The 19,919-nt window shown below is 62.0% G+C and carries 13 protein-coding genes and 1 pseudogene; 11 read left to right on the top strand and 3 right to left on the bottom strand.

Annotated features, from left to right (window positions below):
* Window position 1 precedes the first annotated feature (1 nt).
* Together ACTQ40_RS04635 and ACTQ40_RS04630 are read right to left on the bottom strand one after the other, a co-directional pair.
* Window positions 2-1,423 carry an NAD(P)/FAD-dependent oxidoreductase gene (locus tag ACTQ40_RS04635; RefSeq protein WP_441563452.1) on the bottom strand — a complete coding sequence of 474 codons (1,422 nt, stop codon included), beginning with the start codon at window positions 1,421-1,423 and terminating at the stop codon, window positions 2-4.
* Between the two features lies 1 nt (window position 1,424).
* A complete protein-coding gene (locus ACTQ40_RS04630; protein WP_441563451.1) occupies window positions 1,425-2,897 on the bottom strand; it encodes an NAD(P)/FAD-dependent oxidoreductase in 1,473 nt (490 codons plus the stop codon).
* Window positions 2,898-3,694: 797 nt separating this feature from the next.
* Between ACTQ40_RS04630 and ACTQ40_RS04625 the strand changes: the two genes are divergently transcribed.
* The 6 genes and pseudogenes from ACTQ40_RS04625 to ACTQ40_RS04600 all read left to right on the top strand — a co-directional run bounded on the left by ACTQ40_RS04625 (window position 3,695) and on the right by ACTQ40_RS04600 (window position 10,156).
* Window positions 3,695-4,126, top strand: a complete 432-nt coding sequence (locus ACTQ40_RS04625; protein WP_006234085.1) for a double zinc ribbon domain-containing protein — start codon at window positions 3,695-3,697, stop codon at window positions 4,124-4,126.
* A gap of 259 nt (window positions 4,127-4,385) precedes the next feature.
* Window positions 4,386-6,149: a threonine--tRNA ligase gene (thrS, locus tag ACTQ40_RS04620; protein ID WP_427793822.1), complete on the top strand. Its 1,764-nt coding sequence runs from the start codon at window positions 4,386-4,388 to the stop codon at window positions 6,147-6,149.
* 342 nt (window positions 6,150-6,491) lie between these two features.
* Window positions 6,492-6,923 (top strand): hypothetical protein, encoded by a 432-nt coding sequence (locus ACTQ40_RS04615; protein ID WP_441563450.1) that lies wholly within the window; start codon window positions 6,492-6,494, stop codon window positions 6,921-6,923.
* A 90-nt stretch (window positions 6,924-7,013) separates the two neighbouring features.
* A pseudogene (gene tenpIN / locus ACTQ40_RS04610) lies at window positions 7,014-7,388 on the top strand (type III toxin-antitoxin system TenpIN family toxin); the annotation flags it as partial.
* Between the two features lie 474 nt (window positions 7,389-7,862).
* Window positions 7,863-8,933 (top strand): hypothetical protein, encoded by a 1,071-nt coding sequence (locus tag ACTQ40_RS04605; RefSeq protein WP_441563449.1) that lies wholly within the window; start codon window positions 7,863-7,865, stop codon window positions 8,931-8,933.
* Between the two features lie 233 nt (window positions 8,934-9,166).
* Window positions 9,167-10,156: a PLP-dependent transferase gene (locus ACTQ40_RS04600; RefSeq protein WP_441563448.1), complete on the top strand. Its 990-nt coding sequence runs from the start codon at window positions 9,167-9,169 to the stop codon at window positions 10,154-10,156.
* A gap of 104 nt (window positions 10,157-10,260) precedes the next feature.
* Here the strand turns inward: ACTQ40_RS04600 and ACTQ40_RS04595 are convergent, their stop codons facing one another.
* Window positions 10,261-10,605, bottom strand: a complete 345-nt coding sequence (locus ACTQ40_RS04595; RefSeq protein ID WP_427719637.1) for a winged helix-turn-helix domain-containing protein — start codon at window positions 10,603-10,605, stop codon at window positions 10,261-10,263.
* A gap of 193 nt (window positions 10,606-10,798) precedes the next feature.
* Between ACTQ40_RS04595 and ACTQ40_RS04590 the strand changes: the two genes are divergently transcribed.
* The 5 genes from ACTQ40_RS04590 (at window position 10,799) to infB (ending at window position 19,913) form a co-directional block, all read left to right on the top strand.
* Window positions 10,799-12,310: an IMP dehydrogenase gene (locus tag ACTQ40_RS04590; RefSeq protein WP_154515410.1), complete on the top strand. Its 1,512-nt coding sequence runs from the start codon at window positions 10,799-10,801 to the stop codon at window positions 12,308-12,310.
* A 259-nt stretch (window positions 12,311-12,569) separates the two neighbouring features.
* Window positions 12,570-15,146: a leucine--tRNA ligase gene (leuS, locus tag ACTQ40_RS04585; protein WP_441563447.1), complete on the top strand. Its 2,577-nt coding sequence runs from the start codon at window positions 12,570-12,572 to the stop codon at window positions 15,144-15,146.
* Window positions 15,147-15,402: 256 nt separating this feature from the next.
* Window positions 15,403-15,897, top strand: coding sequence for a ribosome maturation factor RimP (rimP, locus tag ACTQ40_RS04580; protein ID WP_441563446.1), 495 nt, complete (start codon window positions 15,403-15,405; stop codon window positions 15,895-15,897).
* A gap of 1 nt (window position 15,898) precedes the next feature.
* Window positions 15,899-17,146: a transcription termination factor NusA gene (nusA, locus tag ACTQ40_RS04575; protein ID WP_154515419.1), complete on the top strand. Its 1,248-nt coding sequence runs from the start codon at window positions 15,899-15,901 to the stop codon at window positions 17,144-17,146.
* Between the two features lie 91 nt (window positions 17,147-17,237).
* Window positions 17,238-19,913 carry a translation initiation factor IF-2 gene (gene infB, locus ACTQ40_RS04570; RefSeq protein WP_427747321.1) on the top strand — a complete coding sequence of 892 codons (2,676 nt, stop codon included), beginning with the start codon at window positions 17,238-17,240 and terminating at the stop codon, window positions 19,911-19,913.
* The last annotated feature ends 6 nt before the right edge of the window (window positions 19,914-19,919 follow it).

Here is a 19,919-nt window from a genome sequence, read left to right as displayed (position 1 = left end):
GCTATGCCTCCTCGACGGGCTCGACGGAAAGGATAATCTCGCTGGCACCCAGGTCGAGCGCTCGCTGTATCACCTTTGCCGGCAGCGGGAAGCTTTCCATAACGCTCGGTTTAAACGCGCGGACCTTGCCCGTAAGCAGTTCCTCGTCGTCCGCCAGAATGCGCACGCGGGCGGCATCGACCGGCCGGCGCACGCGGAAGTTGAGCCTGGTGAGTGCCACGGCCGTAATGCGTCCCGGCAGCGCGTAGCCGGCGATGCCGGCAGGGGAGACCGTGAGCTGGCAGCCAGCGCCCGTTTCGACATCCGCGCCGGTCCCCAGCGCGTACGCCGCTGCAGCCGCACCGGCACGCTCGGACTCGGCCGTCACGTTATCGGCCAGGTCGTGCACGTGCAGCACGTTGCCGCAGGCAAAGATGCCTGGCACGCCCGTCTGCAGGATCTGGTCCACCACGGCGCCGCGCGTGCGCGGGTCAAGCTCAACACCCGCGCCTACCGAAAGCTCGTTCTCGGGAATCAAACCTACCGAAAGCAGCAGTGTGTCGCACGGAACGATGCGCTCGGTCCCCGGAATGGGCGCCAGATTTTCGTCGACCTGGCTCACCTCGACGGCCTCCACGCGGTCGTGCCCAATCACGCGTGTGACGGTGGTGGACAGGTGCAGCGGAATGCCAAAATCGTCCAGGCAATTCTTTACATTGCGGCGCAGGCCGTTGGCGTATGGCATAAGCTCGTACACGCCCTCGACCGAAATCCCCTCGAGCGCGCAGCGACGCGCCATGATGAGCCCAATGTCGCCCGAGCCTAAAATGACGGCGCGCGAGCCGGGCTTGAGGTTGTCGATGTTGATGTATCGCTGCGCCAGGCCGGCGGTAAACACGCCGGCGGGGCGGCTGCCGGGAATCATGATCTCGCTGCGCGTGCGCTCGCGACACCCCATGGCAAAGACGACGGCGCGCCCGGTGAGCTGCAACATGCCGGCGGGGCTCATGAGCGTGACGGTGTGTGCCGAGGCTTCGCTCGCCGCGCCACTTGCGCCCGTTCCTGCGACTTTGTCCTCGCTTGAGTCGATCCCAATCACCATACTGTCCAGGAACAGTGCGATATCGGTTTCGCGCACCTGGTCGATAAAGCGCTGTGCGTACTCGGGACCGGTCAGTTCCTGCTTAAAGTGTGAGAGGCCAAAGCCCGGGTGGATGCACTGGCGCAGGATGCCGCCCAGGTGCTGTTCGCGCTCAACGATGGCCACGCGCGCTCCGGCCTTGTGTGCGGCAAGTGCGGCCGCCATGCCGGCAGGTCCGCCGCCGATAACGACTACGTCGAACGCCTGCGTCTGCACGGCGCCGGCAGCAATTGATGCCCTGTCGGCATCTGCGCAAGTGCACTCGACGCCCGATACCGCACCCATATCGATACTCATCGCCATCCTAGCGCACCCCCTTCAAAGGTCCCTCAACGAGCCACGAGCCAGTGTCCTCCAGCAGCACCTCGCTGGGATCGCAGCCCAGCTCGCGGGCCAGAATCCGCACCACGCGGCTCTGGCAAAAGCCGCTCTGGCACCGACCCATGCCGGCGCGGCAACGGCGTTTGACGCCCTCGACCGAGACCGCACCCGGGCGGCGTCGAATCGCGGCCACGATCTCGGCCTCGGGCACCGTCTCGCAGCGGCAGACAATCTGCCCCCACGCGGGGTCGGACTCGATCAGCTCTTCCTTGCGCGCAAGCGGCGCGCGGTCAAAGTCGTCCGGCGCGCGACGAATCGGATCCCAATCGGCCCGCTCGCGCAAAGCAACGCCCGCCTCGCGCAGCACCTGCTCCATGCGCTCGGCAATGGCCGGAGCGCTCGCTACGCCCGGCGACTGAATGCCCGCCGCCTGGAACAGCCCCGGCACCACGGCGGACTGTCCAATAAAAAAGTCGTTCGTTCCCTTAATGACCGGACGCCCGCCGGCAAACGCTCGCACCACGCGGCGCGTATCCAGATCGGGCACCAGCTTGCGCGCGCCGCTCAGCAGCGCGTTTACGTCGCCCGCATAGGTCTGCGTGTCGCCCGCCTCGCGCACAGCGGCCGTCGCGGTGATCACCGTGTTGCCGTGGACGGTGCCCGTAACGATGACGCCCTTGGAAACCGGCGTGGGAACGGGGTAGAGCGGCATGAGTGCGCGCGGCTCCTTGTCCAGCACCACAATGTTGCCCTGGCGCCAGACCATCTGGAACTCCTCGGCGCCCGCCATATGCGAGATGTCTGCGGCGCCGTTGCCCGCCGCGTTAATCAAATAGCGGCAGCGCACATCACCGGCCGGTGTTACCAGCGTAAAACGAGCGGTCCCGTCACCGCTCTTGTCGCCAGCGCCGGGAGCTACCTCGATCGTCTCCACCGGTGCGGAGCGCACAAACGTCACGCCGTTGGCTACGGCGTTCTCCATCGCGGCGATGGCGACCTCAAACGGATCGACATAGCCGGTCGAGGGACACCACAGCGCGCACGTGGCCTGGGCGCTGGCGCGCGGCTCCAGCTCGTGGATGCGCTCGGCCCCGATGATCGCCAACTCGGGTACGCCGTTTGCCAGCCCGTTGCTTTGCAGCTGCTCCAGCTGCGCGCGGTCTTGGTCGCTAAAGCCCAGCACCATGGACCCGGTGCGGCAAAACAAAAATCCCAGCTCCTGGGCCCACGTGCCATATAGCTCGCAGCCGCGGGCGTTGACCTGGGCCTTAACCGTGCCCGGCGCCGGATCGTAGCCGGCGTGCACCAGGCCACCGTTGGCCTTCGACGCGCCCAGGGCAATGTCGTTGGCCGCCTCGACCACGCAGATGGACAGGTCATAGCGTGCGAGCTGCCGCGCGATGGCGCATCCGGTGATGCCCGCGCCCACAATCGCGATATCAAACGTTTCTGTCACAGTGCCTCCAAGACGAGTTGACAGGCTGTCAATAAGGCTATCCTACGGTGTGCGCATCCCCCGCGCAGCGGCAATGCGGCGAACAGCCCCGCTGCATCCGCCAACGGCAGGCGAGGGGAGACTCAGGTCAATCGGTGACCTCGTCTGGCACCCCTGTTGTCAAAGGTTTGTCTCGTTCTGTAACGGTAAGCAGAAGAGTTGGGTTCCAGATGTTACAGATCGAGACGTTTGCCAGGCGGGCCCTCTGTTTGTCTTGATTTGTAACAGTAAGAGTAGAAAATCGGTCCTATGTGTTACAGATTGAGATTTAAAGTCAGGGAGAGGTCATCTGTCTCGATCTGTAACATCTCGGTACCGTTTTGGGGTCTAGATGTTACAGATTTAGATGAACCCATCAGTCGGTTTCGAATGTCTAAATCTGTAACAGTTAGACCTGTTTTTGCCGAGTTGTTGTTACAGATTGAGATATTGAGATTGGACATTTTCCTTTGTCTTGATCTGTAACAGATAGAAGGGTTTCTGGCCCCTAGTTGTTACAGATTGAGATATTTAACGGAGGGCTCACCGTTCATCTTGATCTGTAACAGTAGGGACTGATTCTGGAGCCAAGATGTTACAGATTGAGATTGTAGTCGGGGAGAGAACGGTTTGTCTAATTCTGTAACATCTGGACCCGGATTCCGCTCTCATCTGTTACAGATTGAGATGTTTCTATCTGCCCATGCCTGCGACCTGCCAAATCGTTAACCCCCGTGTTACACTAACTCGAGTTGTAACTACCCCGAAAGGTACCCGTAATGTCCAAGTACATCTCCGAGCTCATGTCGCCGCAGCTTATGGGCGTCATCTATGCCTTTGTTGGCTTTATCATCGCCCTGTACGTGCTGTCGGTCGTCTATGTGTTTATTGACGCCCGCCGCCGCGGCGCTAGCGCTTACGTGGCCTGGGGCATCATTGCCCTCATCCCGTTTGTAGGCCTTATTGCCTACCTGGTGCTTCGCCCGCACTCCTATGCGGCCGACCGCGAGGAGCAGGAGCTGGACATGGCCCTGCGCGAGCGCCAGCTTGCCCAGTACGGCACCTGCCCGCAGTGCGGTGCGCCCATCGAGAAGGACTTTGTGGTCTGCCCGGTGTGCGACACCCAGGTTCGAAACGTGTGCCCCAGCTGCCATCGCCCGCTCGACGCACACTGGAAGGTCTGCCCCTACTGCCGAACTCGCATCCAGTAGCGCATCCATCGCCGGGCTGGCCGCAAGCCACGGGCACGCCGCGCGCCACGCGAACGTCGCGCGCTCCGCACGCGCCCCACGCGATGAAGCATGCGTAGAAATTCGCCCGCCGTGCCATTCAGGTGCGGCGGGCGCTTGTATACCTAGGTAACCTGCCTATAATGATGCAAGTCAAAACGCACGCGCCGGCAAGCGCAATGCACACCGCACGGCGCCAAGCAGCACTTGCACAAGGCATCCGAGAGGAGAAAACATACCCATGAAGGCACTCTACAATGACGGTTCGGTGGCCGAGCTCCCGCAGGACGAGGTCACGCACGTCATCCGCCACTCCGCCGCGCATATCATGGCGCAGGCCATCAAGCGCCTGTACCCCCAGGCCGATTTTGCCTACGGCCCCGCGACCGACAACGGCTTTTACTACGACGTCGACCTGCCCGAGGGCGTCAAGATCAGCGAGGACGACTTCCCCGCGATCGAGGCCGAGATGAAGAAGATCTGCAAGGAGAACCTCAAGTTCACCGTGTACGAGAAGCCCCGCGCCGAGGCCATCGCCCTTATGGAGGAGCGCGGCGAGAAGTACAAGGTCGAGCACATCGGCGACCTGGACGACGACGCCCGTATCACCTTCTACCAGCAGGGCGACTACATCGACATGTGCGTCGGCCCCCACATCTGCTACACCAAGGCCCTCAAGGCCTTTAAGCTCACCGGCGTCTCGGGCGCCTACTGGAAGGGCGACAAGGACAACAAGATGCTCACCCGCATCAACGGCGTTGCCTTTGCCACCAAGGAAGAGCTCGACGAGCACATGCACATGCTGGAGGAGGCCAAGAAGCGCGACCACCGCAAGATCGGCCGCGAGATGGACCTCTTTATGATGCGCGACGAGGCCCCCGGCTTCCCGTTCTTCCTGCCCAACGGCATGATCCTTAAGAACACGCTGCTGGACTACTGGCGCGAGATCCACCACAAGGCCGGCTACGTGGAGATTTCCACGCCGCTCATCATGAACAAGCAGCTGTGGAAGACCTCGGGCCACTGGGACCACTACAAGGACAACATGTACTCCACCGTCATTGACGACGAAGAGTACTGCATTAAGCCCATGAACTGCCCGGGCGGCGTGCTGGTGTACGCCTCCAAGCCGCACTCCTACCGCGAGCTGCCCATCCGCGCCGGCGAGATTGGCCTGGTGCACCGACACGAGCTGCGCGGCGCCCTGCACGGCCTGTTCCGCGTGCGCTGCTTTAACCAGGACGACGCCCACCTGTTTGTGCGCCCCGACCAGCTGACCGACGAGATTGTGGGCGTGGTCAACCTTATCGACTCCGTGTACCAGAAGTTTGGCTTTAAGTATCACGTTGAGCTTTCCACCCGCCCCGAGGACTCCATGGGTTCTGACGAGGACTGGGCACGAGCCGAAGAGGGTCTGCGCACCGCTCTTGAGCAGCTGCACATGGACTACGAGGTCAACGAGGGCGACGGCGCCTTCTACGGCCCCAAGATCGACTTCCACCTGGAGGACTCGCTCGGCCGTACCTGGCAGTGCGGTACCGTCCAGCTCGACTTCCAGATGCCGCTCAACTTTGACCTGGAGTACGTGGACGCCGACGGCACCAAGAAGCGCCCCATCATGCTGCACCGCGTGTGCTTTGGCTCCATCGAGCGCTTTATTGGCATTCTGATCGAGCACTTTGCGGGCAAGTTCCCCACCTGGCTGGCTCCCGTGCAGGTCAAGGCGCTTCCGGTCTCCGAGAAGAGCCGCGACTATGCCCACGAGGTGTGCGCCAAGCTGGAAGAGGCCGGCATTCGCGTGGTCTGCGACGATCGCGACGAGAAGATCGGCTACAAGATCCGCGAGGCCCGCAGCATCGACCGCGTGCCCTATATGCTCATCCTGGGCGAGAAGGAGGTCGAGGCCGGCAACATCTCCGTCCGCGATCGTTCCAACGAGACCGTTCAGATGAGCGTCGATGAGTTTGTTGCCAAGGTGACCGAGGAGATTAAGACTCGCGCCTAAGACAAACGCACAGAACCAAACAAGAAAAGGCGATCGTCTATGGACGGTCGCCTTTTTTGGTGAGGAGAGACGGCAAAGATTAGGCTTATAGGACAAAATGTGTGTCCACGTTGGGGGCATCGGCGCAGGCCGGCGTCCCTTTTTCAGCCGTTTGAATTCCGTGCCCGCTTTTAACCGCTCGGACAGAATGCGTGTCCGGTTGCCTATCGCCCCCGCAGGCAGATAACCTTTTCCGGAGCCGTTAGATACCCTTTCGGAGAAGGCGCCCATGAAGGCCGGCTATTGCCCTTACTGCGGCGGTCGGGCCAAGCGCAACGGCAGGACCTCATCGGGGTCCCGGCGGTGGAGGCGCACTGCCCGCGGCGCGTCGACGACGGTGAGGTGCGACGACACGGCGACAAGGTGTCGGCGGGGACGCTGTTCACCCACCTCGCCCCCGCCCTGGCCAAGGCCGGCCCGCTGCCGTCGACCAACAACGTGATCGAGGGAGGGGTGAACTCGCAGCCGGGGGCCGTCCTGCGCAACCACCGGGGGCCGACGTCGGTCAAGCGCGTAAAGGCGGTGTTCCGGTGGTGCCACGCGCACCCGGGGGACGCGAGGACGGCGCGCGAGAAGCTCGCCGCGATGCCGACCGACGCGGACATCGACTTCCTGATCAGCGCCTGCCCCGCCTCACCGTTGCGCGAGGACGAAGGGCCGGAGTGGGGCGAAAGGGCCGTGTGGGGGGCTCCACCACAGGGACCCGTACCCGTTCTGGCTGGATTAATGGATTAAAACGGATGTTCTATCGGGACACACATTTTGTCCTATAAGCCTGAATTCTAATATTGTCTTTTTGGCGGACTTGTTTCTCAGGATCATCCGAACCCTCCGTTCAAAGAGATGGAACAAAAGCAAAATCGTCCTTACATCGTCTTTTTGGTCGAGATCGAGGACCATACGTGGGCTGTACCTTTTCGCTCGCATATTCGCCACGGGTACGCATTCTTTACCGATGCCGAAAATAAATGCGGAATTGATTATTCAAAGGCTGTTGTAGTGGGCAAGCCAGAATATATAGACCAGCAGGCACGCCCGTACTTACGCCCGAACGAATTTGAAGCTCTTCGCGGAAATGAATTCGTCGTGCAAATGGGATTTGAGAACTATATCAAGCTTTACAAGCGGGCTGTTAAATCCGGACACCCACGCTATCGTTCGCTTATCAAGTATTCAACTCTACAGAATTACGATTTGTAATTGATGGTCTGACGTTTGAGCTCGAACTAGCACATGTCTGCTCCTTAATGCAGCGGGGCATGAGAACTGCAGCTTTGAGAACCGATGCCGGAAGTATGCGGCAAATTCTGGAAACTCTGAGCACACACCCTATTTTGTCCAAAGAACCCGCAGGTAGATTGATCGCGGTGTTCCCGCGTGGTCGGCGTGTTTCAAATTTGCCGCATACTTCCGGATTTAACGGTTCAACGAGGTGCGTTCTGACGTGCTAACCTGGCAAATCGCTGCACTTTATCCGGCCAAGTCGTCCGTTGCCGGGATGTCAATCATCGCTCTCACCGTCCACAGATTGCAAAAACGATTTACGCCGAATTGTTCGCTTATCCCGGCGTACTTCGATTTGCCACGGATCCAATCTCGATACACTAATAGATGCTGCTACCAGGCCATTTTCTGGTGCAGGTCTATTGGCTTTCCGTGGAGATCGGAGCGGCCATGTCAGTCGTTTTTTCCAGTCATCATCGTCGTCAGATTCTGTTTGTTGCCATGGCCTGCCTTTGCGTTTTGCTGGGCGGGCCTTCTTATGCCGCGGGTGCGGATAGCCTTACCATCGCGGGCCAAACATACGACGAGCCGGGTGTCTCGGGCACCGGCTGGGCCTGGACCGATGCCGACCATCTGCAGCTTAACGGCTACGCAGACGAGGCCATTGGCGCGGAGGGCGACCTGGTGGTAACGCTGGTGGGCCAAAACGTTGTGGACGAGGCGCAGGCCGAGGATGCGGACATGTGCACGAGCGGCCTTGAGGTATGGGGCAACCTTACGCTTTGCGGCGCGGGTTCGCTGCGCGCGACGGGTTCGCAGTGCGGCGTCTTTGCGCTGAGCGCGCTGGTGATCGACGGTTGCTTGGTCGATGACCGGGCTGACGGCAGGGGCATGATCGATGCCTCGGTGGCCGGCGTGCGCGGTGCAACCGTTAGCGTACGCGGCGGCGCGCATGTTGTTGCCGTCGGCAGCGGATCGGGCGACGATTGCCACTTCTTTGGTGTGTACGCCTCCGATGGCCAGTTTGCCGTGGATGCCTCCTGGGTGGACGCGACCGGCGCCAAAGCCGGCGTTGCCTGCGAGAGCGGTTCACTTACCTCTGCACTGTTTGTGACGCCGATGGGCGGGGCGTTTGGTAGCACCAGCGTGATTGATTCCAACGGGTCTGTGACGCAGCATGTGGTAATTGAGCCCACGGGTGCCAATCCGTCGGCGGGGGAGACCCAGCCCGGTACCGATGAGCCTGCCGGCGGCGATTCCACGGGGGATACAAAGCCCGGTAGCAAAGAAAAGCTTGGCGATGAGACCAAGCCCAGCGAAGATTCCGCCCCCACGCCTGATCCGTCTCACAAGCCGGACGTAAAGCCCGCGCCCGCGTCCACCAAGACGCCTGCGACCAAGACTGCCAAGAAGACCAAGCCCGCATCGACGCCGGCCGCCGCCCTCCCCAAAACCGGCGACGGCGATTGGATGATTGTTTCCCTGGCATGCGTAACTATGGGGATGCTGCTACTTTTTTAGCTTTACTGGCTGTGAAGTAACTATCAATAGACATGCCTTAAGTGGCCATTAGTTTCCACGTGCATCTACCCTGCGACCTATGGCGTGTCCGTTGACGCCGCTGGCGAGAACGTGACTTACCACGCGCTCAACATCCAGGCGACTCGTCGCATATCGGCGCTATACTTCAGCCGTTGCCCACGATGCGGGAAACATCCGCATCGTGGGCTTTTGTTTTGAAGGGACGGTGTCACGTGGACGCACAACAGCTAGAAGAGGCCTGGGCTGCAAGGGCTGGCGCGCGCGAGGCGCGACTGGTTGCAGCCTCGCATGTGCCGGCGGCGCTTTCGCTTCTGGGGATTGTGCGCCCCGGCGATCGCCTGGTGGCCTTTGCGGATGACTTTGCCGAAGCGTTTGCTTGCGGCTTTGAGGGCTGCGATGTCGTGCTGGTGGGCTCGCCGTCCGCCGAGGCGTTTGCTGCTGCGTCCGAGGGCTTTGATGCTTCGCTTGATGCCGAGGGGCCGCACCTGTGGTGGTTCGTCAACTCCATCGGCGGGCATGGCCTTCGTGTGCCCGATTTGCGCGCTCTGGGTCGGGCGGCTCGCGAGGTCCATGCGCTGCTCGTGGTGGATAACACGGTGGCGTCGGCTTTTGGCTGCGATCCGCTGCGGCTGGGTGCTGCGCTGTCGCTCGAGGCGCTCGACCGCGTGTGTGCCGGTAAGGCCCCGCGTAAGCTCGTTGCCGCTTCGGTGGCGCGATCGCAGCTCAAGCGCCATCGTGTGGATGCCGCGGCTGAGTGCGCGCATGCGTTGTTTGCGGGCTGCGGTGCGTCGGCGCTCGATCTTTCTGCTGAGGAGGCCGACGTGCTGGAGCGCGGGCTTTCCTCGCTTAACGCTCGCATGCAGGCTCACTTCGATCGAGCCCGTGCGCTGGCCGAGTATCTGGCCGCGAACGAGATGGTGCGCAACGTGCGCTATCCCGGGCTGAGCTCGCATCCTGACCATGCGGTTGCAACGGGAATCCTCGAGCATGGCTTTGGCCCGGCAGTTGAATTTGACCTTATCGAGCGTAGCGCGGGAGAGCTGTTCGACTCTTTGCCGGGGGAGTTTCGCACATCGTTCGCCGGCGGTGCAACGACGCGCCTTTCGGCCCCACGTGGCAAGCAGGGGGACACCATCCGCCTCTTCGCCGGCACCGACGATCCCCTGACGGTTGCCGCCGCCCTCGATAACGCCCTCCGATAGTAGCTAATTTGGGACGGGGCTTTTTTAGCTACCCAATGTCAATTTTTGGCTATGAGTTAAGAATGCTCTGGATGGGTAGCTAAAAAAGCCCCGTCCCAAATTAGCTACTCTTTGATGGTGTCGATCAGGTCGTTGGCCCTTGCGGCTATGACTTCGTTGATCTCTGCCTGCAGCTCCTCGTAGGCCGCTATGGCTCGCTCGCCGGCGGGGGTGAGCGAGCTCCCGCGGGCGCCGTCGCGCTCGATGAGCTTGCACCCTAGCTGCCCCTCGGCCTCGTTCACAATGCGCCATGCCTTGGAATAGGCCATGCCCATGCTCTTGGCGGCGCGGTTGATCGAGTGTTCGCGGGCGATACCCTGCAGCAGCAAGACGCAGCCGTGGCCGAACACGCCCGGCAGATCTTTGTCGCACGACTGAATGACCAGTTTTGCCGTCGTCTTGTACTCCATGCGCTCCACGTCTCTCCGCTAAAGTGTTTGCTGGGCAAACGCAAAGCCTGCGTTAAACCCTCGTGTGCTCTTCTTAAGTCATGCATTGTAGCAGTCAAAGTGCGTTAAGATACTTGCCCAGTATTGGGCGTCCAAGGTTGGGCTGGGTCCTACGAGGCCTGCAGCCGACCGGTCGCATGGAAAAAGGAGAAACATGGCTACGTTCTTTCCCGGTGAGTCCCACACGTTTTCGGAGTATCTGCTGGTCCCTGGTTATTCGTCCTCGCAGTGCATCCCCAACAACGTCTCTCTTAAGACGCCGCTAACCCGCTTTAAGCGCGGCGAGAAGCCGGCAATCACCCTGAACATCCCCATGGTTTCCGCCATCATGCAGTCCGTCTCGGGCGTCGACATGGGTGTCGCGCTCGCTACCGAGGGTGGCCTGTCCTTCATTTACGGTTCCCAGACCCCCGAGTCCGAGGCCGCCATGGTCAAGGCTGTCAAGGATCACAAGGCCGGCTTTGTCCAGTCCGATTCCACGCTGACCCCCGACATGACCATGGAGCAGGTCATCGAGCTCAAGGAGAAGACCGGTCACTCCACCATGCCGGTCACCGACGACGGCACCCCCAAGGGTAAGCTCCTGGGTATCGTTACCAGCCGTGACTATCGCCCCAGCCGCGATGACCACCAAAAGAAGGTCTCCGAGTTCATGACCCCGCGTGAGCAGCTCATCGTGGGCGACAAGAACATTAGCCTCAAGGTTGCCAACGACGTCATCTGGGACAACAAGCTCAACGCCCTGCCCATCGTCGACGACAACGATCACCTTATGGGCATTGTCTTCCGCAAGGACTACGACAGCCACAAGACCAACCCCAACGAGCTGCTCGACGGCGACAAGCGCTACATGGTCGGCGCCGGCATCAACACCCGCGACTATGCCGAGCGCGTGCCGCTGCTCATCGAGGCCGGCGCCGATGTCCTGTGCATCGACTCTTCCGAGGGCTTCAGCGAGTGGCAGAAGCGCACCATCGAGTGGATCCGCGCCAACTACGGCGAGGACGTCAAGGTCGGTGCCGGCAACGTCGTTGACGCCGAGGGCTTCCGCTTTTTGGCCGACTGCGGTGCCGACTTTATCAAGGTCGGTATCGGCGGCGGTTCCATCTGCATTACCCGCGAGACCAAGGGTATCGGCCGTGGCCAGGCCACCGCGCTGATCGACGTCTGCCGCGCTCGCGACGAGTACTACGAGGAGACCGGCGTCTACGTGCCCGTATGCTCCGACGGCGGTATCGTCTACGACTACCACATGACGCTCGCCCTTGCCATGGGTGCCGACTTTATGATGCTGGGCCGTTACTTCGCCCGCTTTGACGAGAGCCCGACCGAGCGCGTCAACGTCAACGGTCAGTACATGAAGGAGTACTGGGGCGAGGGTTCTGCGCGCGCCCGCAACTGGCAGCGCTACGACCTGGGCGGCGCCGCAAAGCTCAGCTTTGTCGAGGGCGTCGACTCCTACGTTCCCTACGCCGGCTCCCTTAAGGACGGCGTGGGCGGCACGCTCTACAAGATCAAGTCCACGATGTGCAACTGCGGTGCCCTCTCGATCCCCGAGCTCCAGAAAAAGGCACGCCTGACCCTGGTGAGCTCGACCTCGATCGTCGAAGGCGGCGCCCACGACGTAGTCGTCAAGGATTCGCAGCAGTCTGTGTCTTATCGATAGGATAAGAGCCGCACATAAAGGTTGAGTTCCAACCACGTTATTAAGATAAAGCGAGATGCCTGCAAGTCGCAGGCATCTCGCTTGTCGTATTTGCTATCATCAGTCAAGTTAACCTTAGGGTCGGTCGGCTTGGCTTTGTTCGCTACAAGTTCCGCACGCAAAGAAGAGCACTTAATGTGCTCTTCGTCTTGCGCAGGACTGTCCGCAGTAGCGAATAAAGCCAAGCCGACCGACCCCAGCTAAGATTAAAGGAGCTGATATGTGCGATTGCACAGATCATAAGGACGAGATCCCTGCCTACGACGCGCAGGCCATTGAGTCCAAGTGGATGAAGGCCTGGGAGGACTCCAACCTCTTTGCCGTCGACACCGACGCCAGCAAGCCCAAGAAGTACGTGCTCGAGATGTTCCCGTATCCTTCGGGCGACCTGCACATGGGCCACGCGCGCAACTATACCATCGGCGATGCCATGGCCCGTCAGGCTCGTATGCGCGGCTTTGACGTGCTGCACCCCATTGGCTTTGACGCCTTTGGCCTGCCCGCCGAGAACGCCGCCATCAAGCACAACACGCAGGCTGCCGCCTGGACGTATAAGAACATGGACCAGGCGCTCGCCACGATGAAGCGCATGGGCTTCTCCTACGATCTGGATCGCATGGTCAAGACCTGCAGCCCCGACTACTACCGCTGGGGCCAGTGGATCTTTGAGAAGATGTGGGAAAAGGGCCTGGTCTACCGCAAGAAGAACCCGGTCAACTGGTGCCCCAACTGCAAGACCGTTCTGGCCAACGAGCAGGTTACCGAGGGCAAGTGCTGGCGCTGCGGCACCGAGCCCGAGAAGCGCGACCTTGAGCAGTGGTACTACAAGATTACCGAGTACTCCCAGGAGCTGCTCGACGATCTGGAGAAGCTCCCCGGCTGGCCCGAGCGCGTTAAGCAGATGCAGGCCAACTGGATCGGCCGCTCCGAGGGCGCCGAGGTCGACTTTACCCTGTGTGATGCCAACGGCGATCCCATCGAGGGCGACGAGGGCAAGATCACCGTCTTCACCACACGTGCCGACACGCTCTTTGGCGTCTCCTTCTTTGTCCTGGCTCCCGAGTACGCTCGTCTGCACGAGCTCGTCGAGGGCACGGAGTACGAGGAGGCCGTGACCAAGATCGTCGAGGACTCCAAGCATATCTCTGCCGTCGAGCGTGCCCAGGGCACCCTCGAGAAGCACGGTGCCTTTACGGGCCGCTACGTGGTTAACCCCGTCAACGGCGAGAAGGTTCCCGTGTGGGTTGCCGACTATGTCGTTGCCGATTACGGCACCGGCGCCGTCATGGCCGTTCCCTGCGGCGACCAGCGCGACTTTGAGTTTGCCCGCAAGTACGACCTCCCGATCGTCCCGATCATCCTGGACGATGACGACCGCGCTGCCGTCGAGGCCAGTGGCGAGACCATCGATACCTTCCATGCCGAGACCGTCGACTGGGATTGCGCCCACGCTGCCGAGGGCACGCTCGTCCAGTCCGGCAAGTACACCGGCATGCGCGGCGGTAAGCACTCCGAGGGCGAGGCTGCCATCGTGGCCGACCTCGAGGCCATGGGCTGCGGTCGTCGTAAGGTCGAGTTCCGCCTGCGCGACTGGCTCATCAGCCGTCAGCGCTATTGGGGCAACCCCATCCCGGCCATCCATTGCGAGCACTGCGGCATTGTGCCCGTGCCCGAGGACCAGCTGCCGGTGACGCTGCCCGAGAACCTGGACCTGGGCGCCGGCGAGACCCTCGCCGAGTGCAAGGACTTCTACGAGACCACCTGCCCGGTCTGCGGCCGCCCGGCCAAGCGCGAGACCGATACCATGGACACCTTCACCTGCTCCAGCTGGTATTACCTGCGTTATACCGACCCGCACAACACCGAGCTGCCCTTCTCCCGCGAGGCGGCAGACCGTTGGATGCCCGTCGATAACTACATCGGCGGCATCGAGCACGCCATTTTGCACCTGCTCTACAGCCGCTTCTTTACCAAGGCGCTGCGCGACCTGGGTCTGCTCAGCGTTGACGAGCCCTTTACCAACCTGCTGTGCCAGGGCATGGTCAAGGACGAGAACGGCGACACCATGTCCAAGTCCAAGGGCAACGTCGTGCCTCCGAGCTCGGTTATCGAGCCCTACGGCGCCGACACCATGCGTCTGGCGATCCTGTTTATCGCCCCGCCCGAGAAGGACTTTGACTGGGATCCCAAGGCCGTCGAGGGTGCCAACCGCTTTATCAAGCGCGCCTGGCGTATCGTGTGGCAGCTTGTCCAGTCGGGTGATGCCAACGTTGCCTTCGACAAGTCCGTGCTCGACGAGACCGCGATGAAGCTCTATCGCGAGCGTCACCGCACCATCGCCAAGTGCACTGAGGACTTCGATCGCGGCCAGTTTAACACCGCGATCTCGGCCGTCATGGAGCTCGTCAACGCGGCGAGCGCCTACCTCAACGCCACCGAGGGCGCATCGCGCGACAAGGCACTGTGCTACGGCGTGGCCAAGGACATCGTGAGCGTCCTTGCCCCCATCTGCCCGTTCTGGGCCGACGAGCTGTGGCACGAGGCACTCGGCTGCGAGGGCAACGCCTACACCGCCTCCTGGCCCGAGTTTGACCTGGCCGAGTCCATCGAGGACACGGTGCAGATCGTGGTCCAGGTGCTCGGTAAGGTCCGCGGCCGCATCGATGTGGCCCGCAATGCCTCCAACGAGGAGATGCAGGCTGCCGCCGAGGCCGCTGTTGCCAAGTGGCTCGAGGGCAAGACGGTCGTCAAGGCCATCTGCGTGCCCGGCAAGCTGGTCAACCTGGTGGTTAAGTAAACCTTGCGCATATAGTTGATGCACAATAGACGAGGGACGATCCGGCTGGGTCGTCCCTCTTTTTGGATATGGATACTTGCGACTACACCCAATTATCCATTTCTTGTGGAGATGCTGTGGCCACGCTGACCTGCGGGTTTATGAGATAGTTGCACGTTTTCGCAGGTATTGGTATAGTTTGCTTGCAAATGAAGTTGTAATTGAAAGAAGTGGGGTTTCGGCCCCGCTTCTTTTTTGTATGGATGGAGGTGCCGCAATGGTCAAGACCAAGACCGAGCAGGCGATCATCGACGCGCTCGAGGCCGTCGCTCCCCAGCACGATGTCGATATTGTCGACGTTGAGCTCGTGGGTGCCACCAAGGCCCCCTGCGTGCGTGTGCGTATCGAGGGTGCCGAGGGTCAGAGCCTGTCGCTCAACGACGTCACGGCCAACACCAAGTGGGTCGGCGACGTGATCGAGGAGCTCGACCCCATCTCTTCGAGCTATACGCTCGAGGTGTCGAGCGCGGGTATGGCGCGCCCGCTGCGCCGTCCGCGTGACTTTGCCCGCTTTGTGGGCGAGGACTGCGAGCTTTCCTCCACCGCCACCGAGGGCCGTCGCAAGTACTCCGGCAAGATTGCCGCCGCGACCGAGACCAACGTAACCCTCGAGCTCGAGGACGGCGAGTCTGTCACCCTCGATTTTTCCGATGTTAAAAAGTGTAAGTTGAAGCCCGTCTATGACTTCAAGCCCGCGAAGGAAGGAAACTAACATGGCAGCATCCGACATGATGTCCGCCCTGATGGAGCTTTGCCAGGAGAAGCACATCGACCAGCTCTACCTGATCGACCGCCTGGAGCAGTCACTCGCCAAGAGCTATGCCGAGATCCTGCATCTTGAGTGGGGCGCCAAGGTGACCATCGACCGCACCACCGGCAAGATCTATGTCTACCGCCTTGAGCCGATCGACGATTCCATGGACGAGGAGGGCAACTTCACCGAGTTCGAGGAAATCGACGTCACCCCCAAGAACACCAGCCGTATCGCCGCCCAGCATGCCAAGGCCGAGATCAACGCCATCGTGCGCAACTCCGCCCGCGAGCAGATCTACGAGGAGTTCTCCGGCCGTATCGGCGACCTCATCAGCGGTACCGTGCTACAGTCCACACCCGACTTTACGATCGTCAAGATCCGCGAAGGCGTCGAGGCCGAGCTTCCGCACTTTGATCAGCGCCGCTACGAGAACGAGCGCAACGAGCGCCCCATGGGCGAGCGCTATCTGCACAACCAGCACATCAAGGCCGTGATTATTGACGTTCGCGACCCCAACTCCACGCTTCCGCCGGTCCGCGGCGAGCACAGCCGTCCGCCGATCGTTATCTCGCGTACCCACCCCGAGCTCATGCGTCGTCTGTTTGAGCAGGAGGTGCCCGAGATCTATGAGGGCACCGTCCAGATCAAGTCGATCGCCCGCGAGCCCGGCCAGCGCTCCAAGGTCGCCGTCCACTCGCTCGATGACCGCCTGGATCCCGTGGGCGCCTGCGTCGGCCCCAAGGGCAGCCGTGTGCGCGCCGTCGTGGGTGAGCTGCGCGGTGAGCGCGTCGACGTCATCCTTTGGGATGCCGATCCGGCCGTCTACGTCGCCAACGCCCTGTCGCCCGCCAAGGTCACTCGCGTCCTTATCGACGAGGAGAAGGCCTATGCCGGCGTCATTGTGCCCGACGACCAGCTTTCGCTCGCCATTGGCAAGGAGGGCCAGAACGCCCGCCTGGCCGCACGCCTGACCGGCTGGCACATCGACATTAAGTCCGAGACCCTTGCCGCCGACATCCTCAAGAACGTTCCCGTTCACGAGGAGCCTGCCGCTGACCTGATCGGTGACGAGGAGGATGACGACGCCCGTCGTTGCGAGTACGTGTCCGAGGACGGCATCCAGTGCCGCAACCAGGCCCGTCCCGGTTCCCGTTTCTGCGGTGTCCACGACACCGACGCCTTCGATGATGCGGAGGACCTGATCTAGCGCGCGGTTGCGCTGGACAGGTTCCGGCGCACATCCCACGCTCGTTCAGTCTCTAGGCACCCAAGGTGCCAGAAAGGGTAGGTGAAGTCATATGGCTAAAGTCCGTGTTTCCACCCTGGCCAAAGAGTTCGGCATGACCTCCAAGGAACTGATGGGTCACCTCGCCGAAATGAAGATTCCCGCTAAGTCTGCTTCCTCCGCGCTGGAGGACGCTTATGTTGCCATGGTCCGCAAGCAGCTTGCCTCGGTGATCGAGGCCCGCGCCCAGGAAGTCGAGGCCGCCAAGCAGGCCGAGGAGGAGGCTGCCGCCGCCGAGGAGGCAGCGCGCGCCGCCGAGGCCGAGCGCGAGCGCATCGCCGCCGAGAAGGCACGCGAGGAGGAGCGCCGCCAGTTTGCCGCCGCCCAGGCCGCCGAGGAGGCAGCCCGTGCCGAGGCCGAGGCCAAGAAGAAGGCCGAGCAGGAGCGCCTTGCCCGCGAGAAGGAGGAGGCTGCTCGCGAGGCCCAGCGCCGCGCCGTTCCCGCTTCCGACTCCGGTTCGCGCTTCCGTTCGCTGCTCGATCAGATCGCCGCACAGGAGACCGTGCTCAAGGAGAAGAAGGACGCCGAGGACAAGGCCAAGGCCGAGCGCGGCAACCGTCGCGGTGGCAACAGCGATCGTCGTGGCGGCCGTCGCAACGACCGCAACGCCTCCGAGAACCGCCCGCACAGCCATCGCACCAACGCCAGCAACAATGTCGCTGCCGGCATGGATTTTCCCAACCCCGATAAGCAGGGCAAGGGCAAGAAGCGCAAGGGTGGTCACAACAGCGAAGAGGACCACTACAGCCGCATGGCGCGCGAGGCCGAGGAGTACAGCCGCGAGAAGGTTCTCGAGGAGGCCCGTGCCGCCGTCGAGGAGGCCTCTCGCGAGTCCACCGGTCGCCGCAAGAAGCGCAAGGAGAAGCGCGAGCGCGAGGCCGCTAGGGCTCAGGAGGAGCGCAAGATTGAGGAGGCGCTGGCCCAGGGCGTGAACCCCGAGGAGCTCGACGCCATCAAGGTCTCCCAGGGCGTTACCGTCCAGGAGCTTGCCGAGGCGCTCGACGTTCCGGCCAACGACATCATCAAGCGCCTGTTCCTGCTGGGCACGCCGCTCACCATGACGCAGTCCATGTCCGACGACCTTGTCGAGCTCGTTGCCGACGACTTGGGCCGTCAGATCAGGATCATCACCCCCGAGGAGGAGAACACCTTCTCGTTCTACGACGATCCCGCCGACCTTAAGCCCCGCGCCCCGGTCGTCACCGTCATGGGTCACGTCGACCACGGCAAGACGAGCCTGCTCGACGCCATCCGCCACACCGGCGTCGCTGCCGGCGAGGCTGGCGGCATTACCCAGGCCATCGGCGCATCGCAGGTCATGATCAACGACCGCAAGATCACCTTCATCGATACCCCGGGCCACGCTACCTTTACGGCCATGCGTGCCCGTGGCGCCAAGGTGACCGACATCGTCATCCTGATCGTCGCCGCCGACGACGGCGTCATGCCCCAGACGGTCGAGTCGATCAACCACGCCAAGGCCGCCGGCGTTCCCATCGTCGTCGCCGTCAACAAGATCGATAAGCCCGGCGCCAACCCTGACCGCGTGCGCCAGGAACTCACCGAGTACGGCGTTATCCCCGAGGAGTGGGGCGGACAGAACATGTTCGTCAACATCTCGGCCAAGCAGAAGATCGGTATCGACGACCTTCTGGAGACCGTGCTGCTCCAGGCCGACGTGCTCGAGCTCAAGGCCAATCCCGATACCTTCGCTTCGGGCAACGTCCTCGAGGCCAAGCTCGACAAGGGCCGCGGCTCGGTCGCTACCGTGCTCGTGACCCGCGGTACCCTGCACGTGGGCGATACGCTGGTCGCCGGCCTTACCTATGGCCGCGTTCGCGCCATGCTCGACCCCAAGGGCCGCGCTGTCACCGAGGCCGGTCCCTCCGACGCCGTCGAGATCCTGGGCCTGCAGTCCGTCCCCAACGCCGGCGACGAGTTCCGCGTGTTCGAGGACGAGCGCGAGGCGCGCGCCCTGGCCGATGAGCGCTCGCTCAAGGCCCGCATCGAGGAGCAGAGCCGCGTGAAGCACGTCACGCTCGAGAACCTCTTCGAGACCATCGCCGATGCCGAGGTCAAGGAGCTCAACCTGATCATCAAGGCCGACGTCCAGGGCTCCATCGAGGCCCTTCAGGACTCGCTCGACAAGATGGATCAGTCCGAGGTCCGCATCAACACGATCCACTCCGCGGTCGGTGCCATCAATGAGACCGACGTCGTCCTGGCCGACGCCTCCAACGCCATCATCATTGGCTTTGGCGTGCGTCCCGACGGTAAGGCTCGCTCCGCTGCCGAGCGCGAGGGCGTCGAGATTCGTTGCTACGACGTTATCTACAAGTGCCTCGAGGAGCTCGACGCTGCCCGTATCGGCATGCTCAAGCCCACCGAGGTCGAGGTCTCCACGGGTACCGCGACCGTCCTGGACACCTTTAAGGTGCCCAAAGTCGGTATCGCCGCCGGTGTCCGCGTCGAGGAGGGCGAGATCGCCGCGACCGATTCCGTGCGCCTGGTGCGCGACGGCATCGTTGTCTTTAACGGTAAGATCGCCTCGATGCGCCACTACAAGGACGAGGCCAAGAGCCTCAAGAGCGGTTCCGAGGGCGGCATTGGCCTGGAGAACTTCCAGGACATCAAGCCCGGAGACCAGATCGAGGGTTACCGTATCGACCAGGTTGCCCGTACCGAGTAGGGGGTA

Origin of the sequence: Collinsella sp. Sow4_D11, assembly GCF_052116465.1 — a bacterium.
In the GTDB taxonomy this organism is placed as follows: Bacteria; Actinomycetota; Coriobacteriia; order Coriobacteriales; family Coriobacteriaceae; genus Collinsella.
Note: the sequence above shows the minus strand (reverse complement) of the source record. Positions and strands in the feature narration are given on the sequence as shown.

What these genes read in the sequence shown, in the direction of transcription:
- ACTQ40_RS04635 (WP_441563452.1), bottom strand. Translation starts at nt 1,423, where the DNA reads ATGGCGATGAGTATCGATATGGGTGCGGTATCGGGCGTCGAGTGCACT.
- ACTQ40_RS04625 (WP_006234085.1), top strand. Translation starts at nt 3,695, where the DNA reads ATGTCCAAGTACATCTCCGAGCTCATGTCGCCGCAGCTTATGGGCGTC.
- thrS (WP_427793822.1), top strand. Translation starts at nt 4,386, where the DNA reads ATGAAGGCACTCTACAATGACGGTTCGGTGGCCGAGCTCCCGCAGGAC.
- ACTQ40_RS04605 (WP_441563449.1), top strand. Translation starts at nt 7,863, where the DNA reads ATGTCAGTCGTTTTTTCCAGTCATCATCGTCGTCAGATTCTGTTTGTT.
- ACTQ40_RS04595 (WP_427719637.1), bottom strand. Translation starts at nt 10,605, where the DNA reads ATGGAGTACAAGACGACGGCAAAACTGGTCATTCAGTCGTGCGACAAA.
- ACTQ40_RS04590 (WP_154515410.1), top strand. Translation starts at nt 10,799, where the DNA reads ATGGCTACGTTCTTTCCCGGTGAGTCCCACACGTTTTCGGAGTATCTG.
- leuS (WP_441563447.1), top strand. Translation starts at nt 12,570, where the DNA reads ATGTGCGATTGCACAGATCATAAGGACGAGATCCCTGCCTACGACGCG.
- rimP (WP_441563446.1), top strand. Translation starts at nt 15,403, where the DNA reads ATGGTCAAGACCAAGACCGAGCAGGCGATCATCGACGCGCTCGAGGCC.
- nusA (WP_154515419.1), top strand. Translation starts at nt 15,899, where the DNA reads ATGGCAGCATCCGACATGATGTCCGCCCTGATGGAGCTTTGCCAGGAG.
- infB (WP_427747321.1), top strand. Translation starts at nt 17,238, where the DNA reads ATGGCTAAAGTCCGTGTTTCCACCCTGGCCAAAGAGTTCGGCATGACC.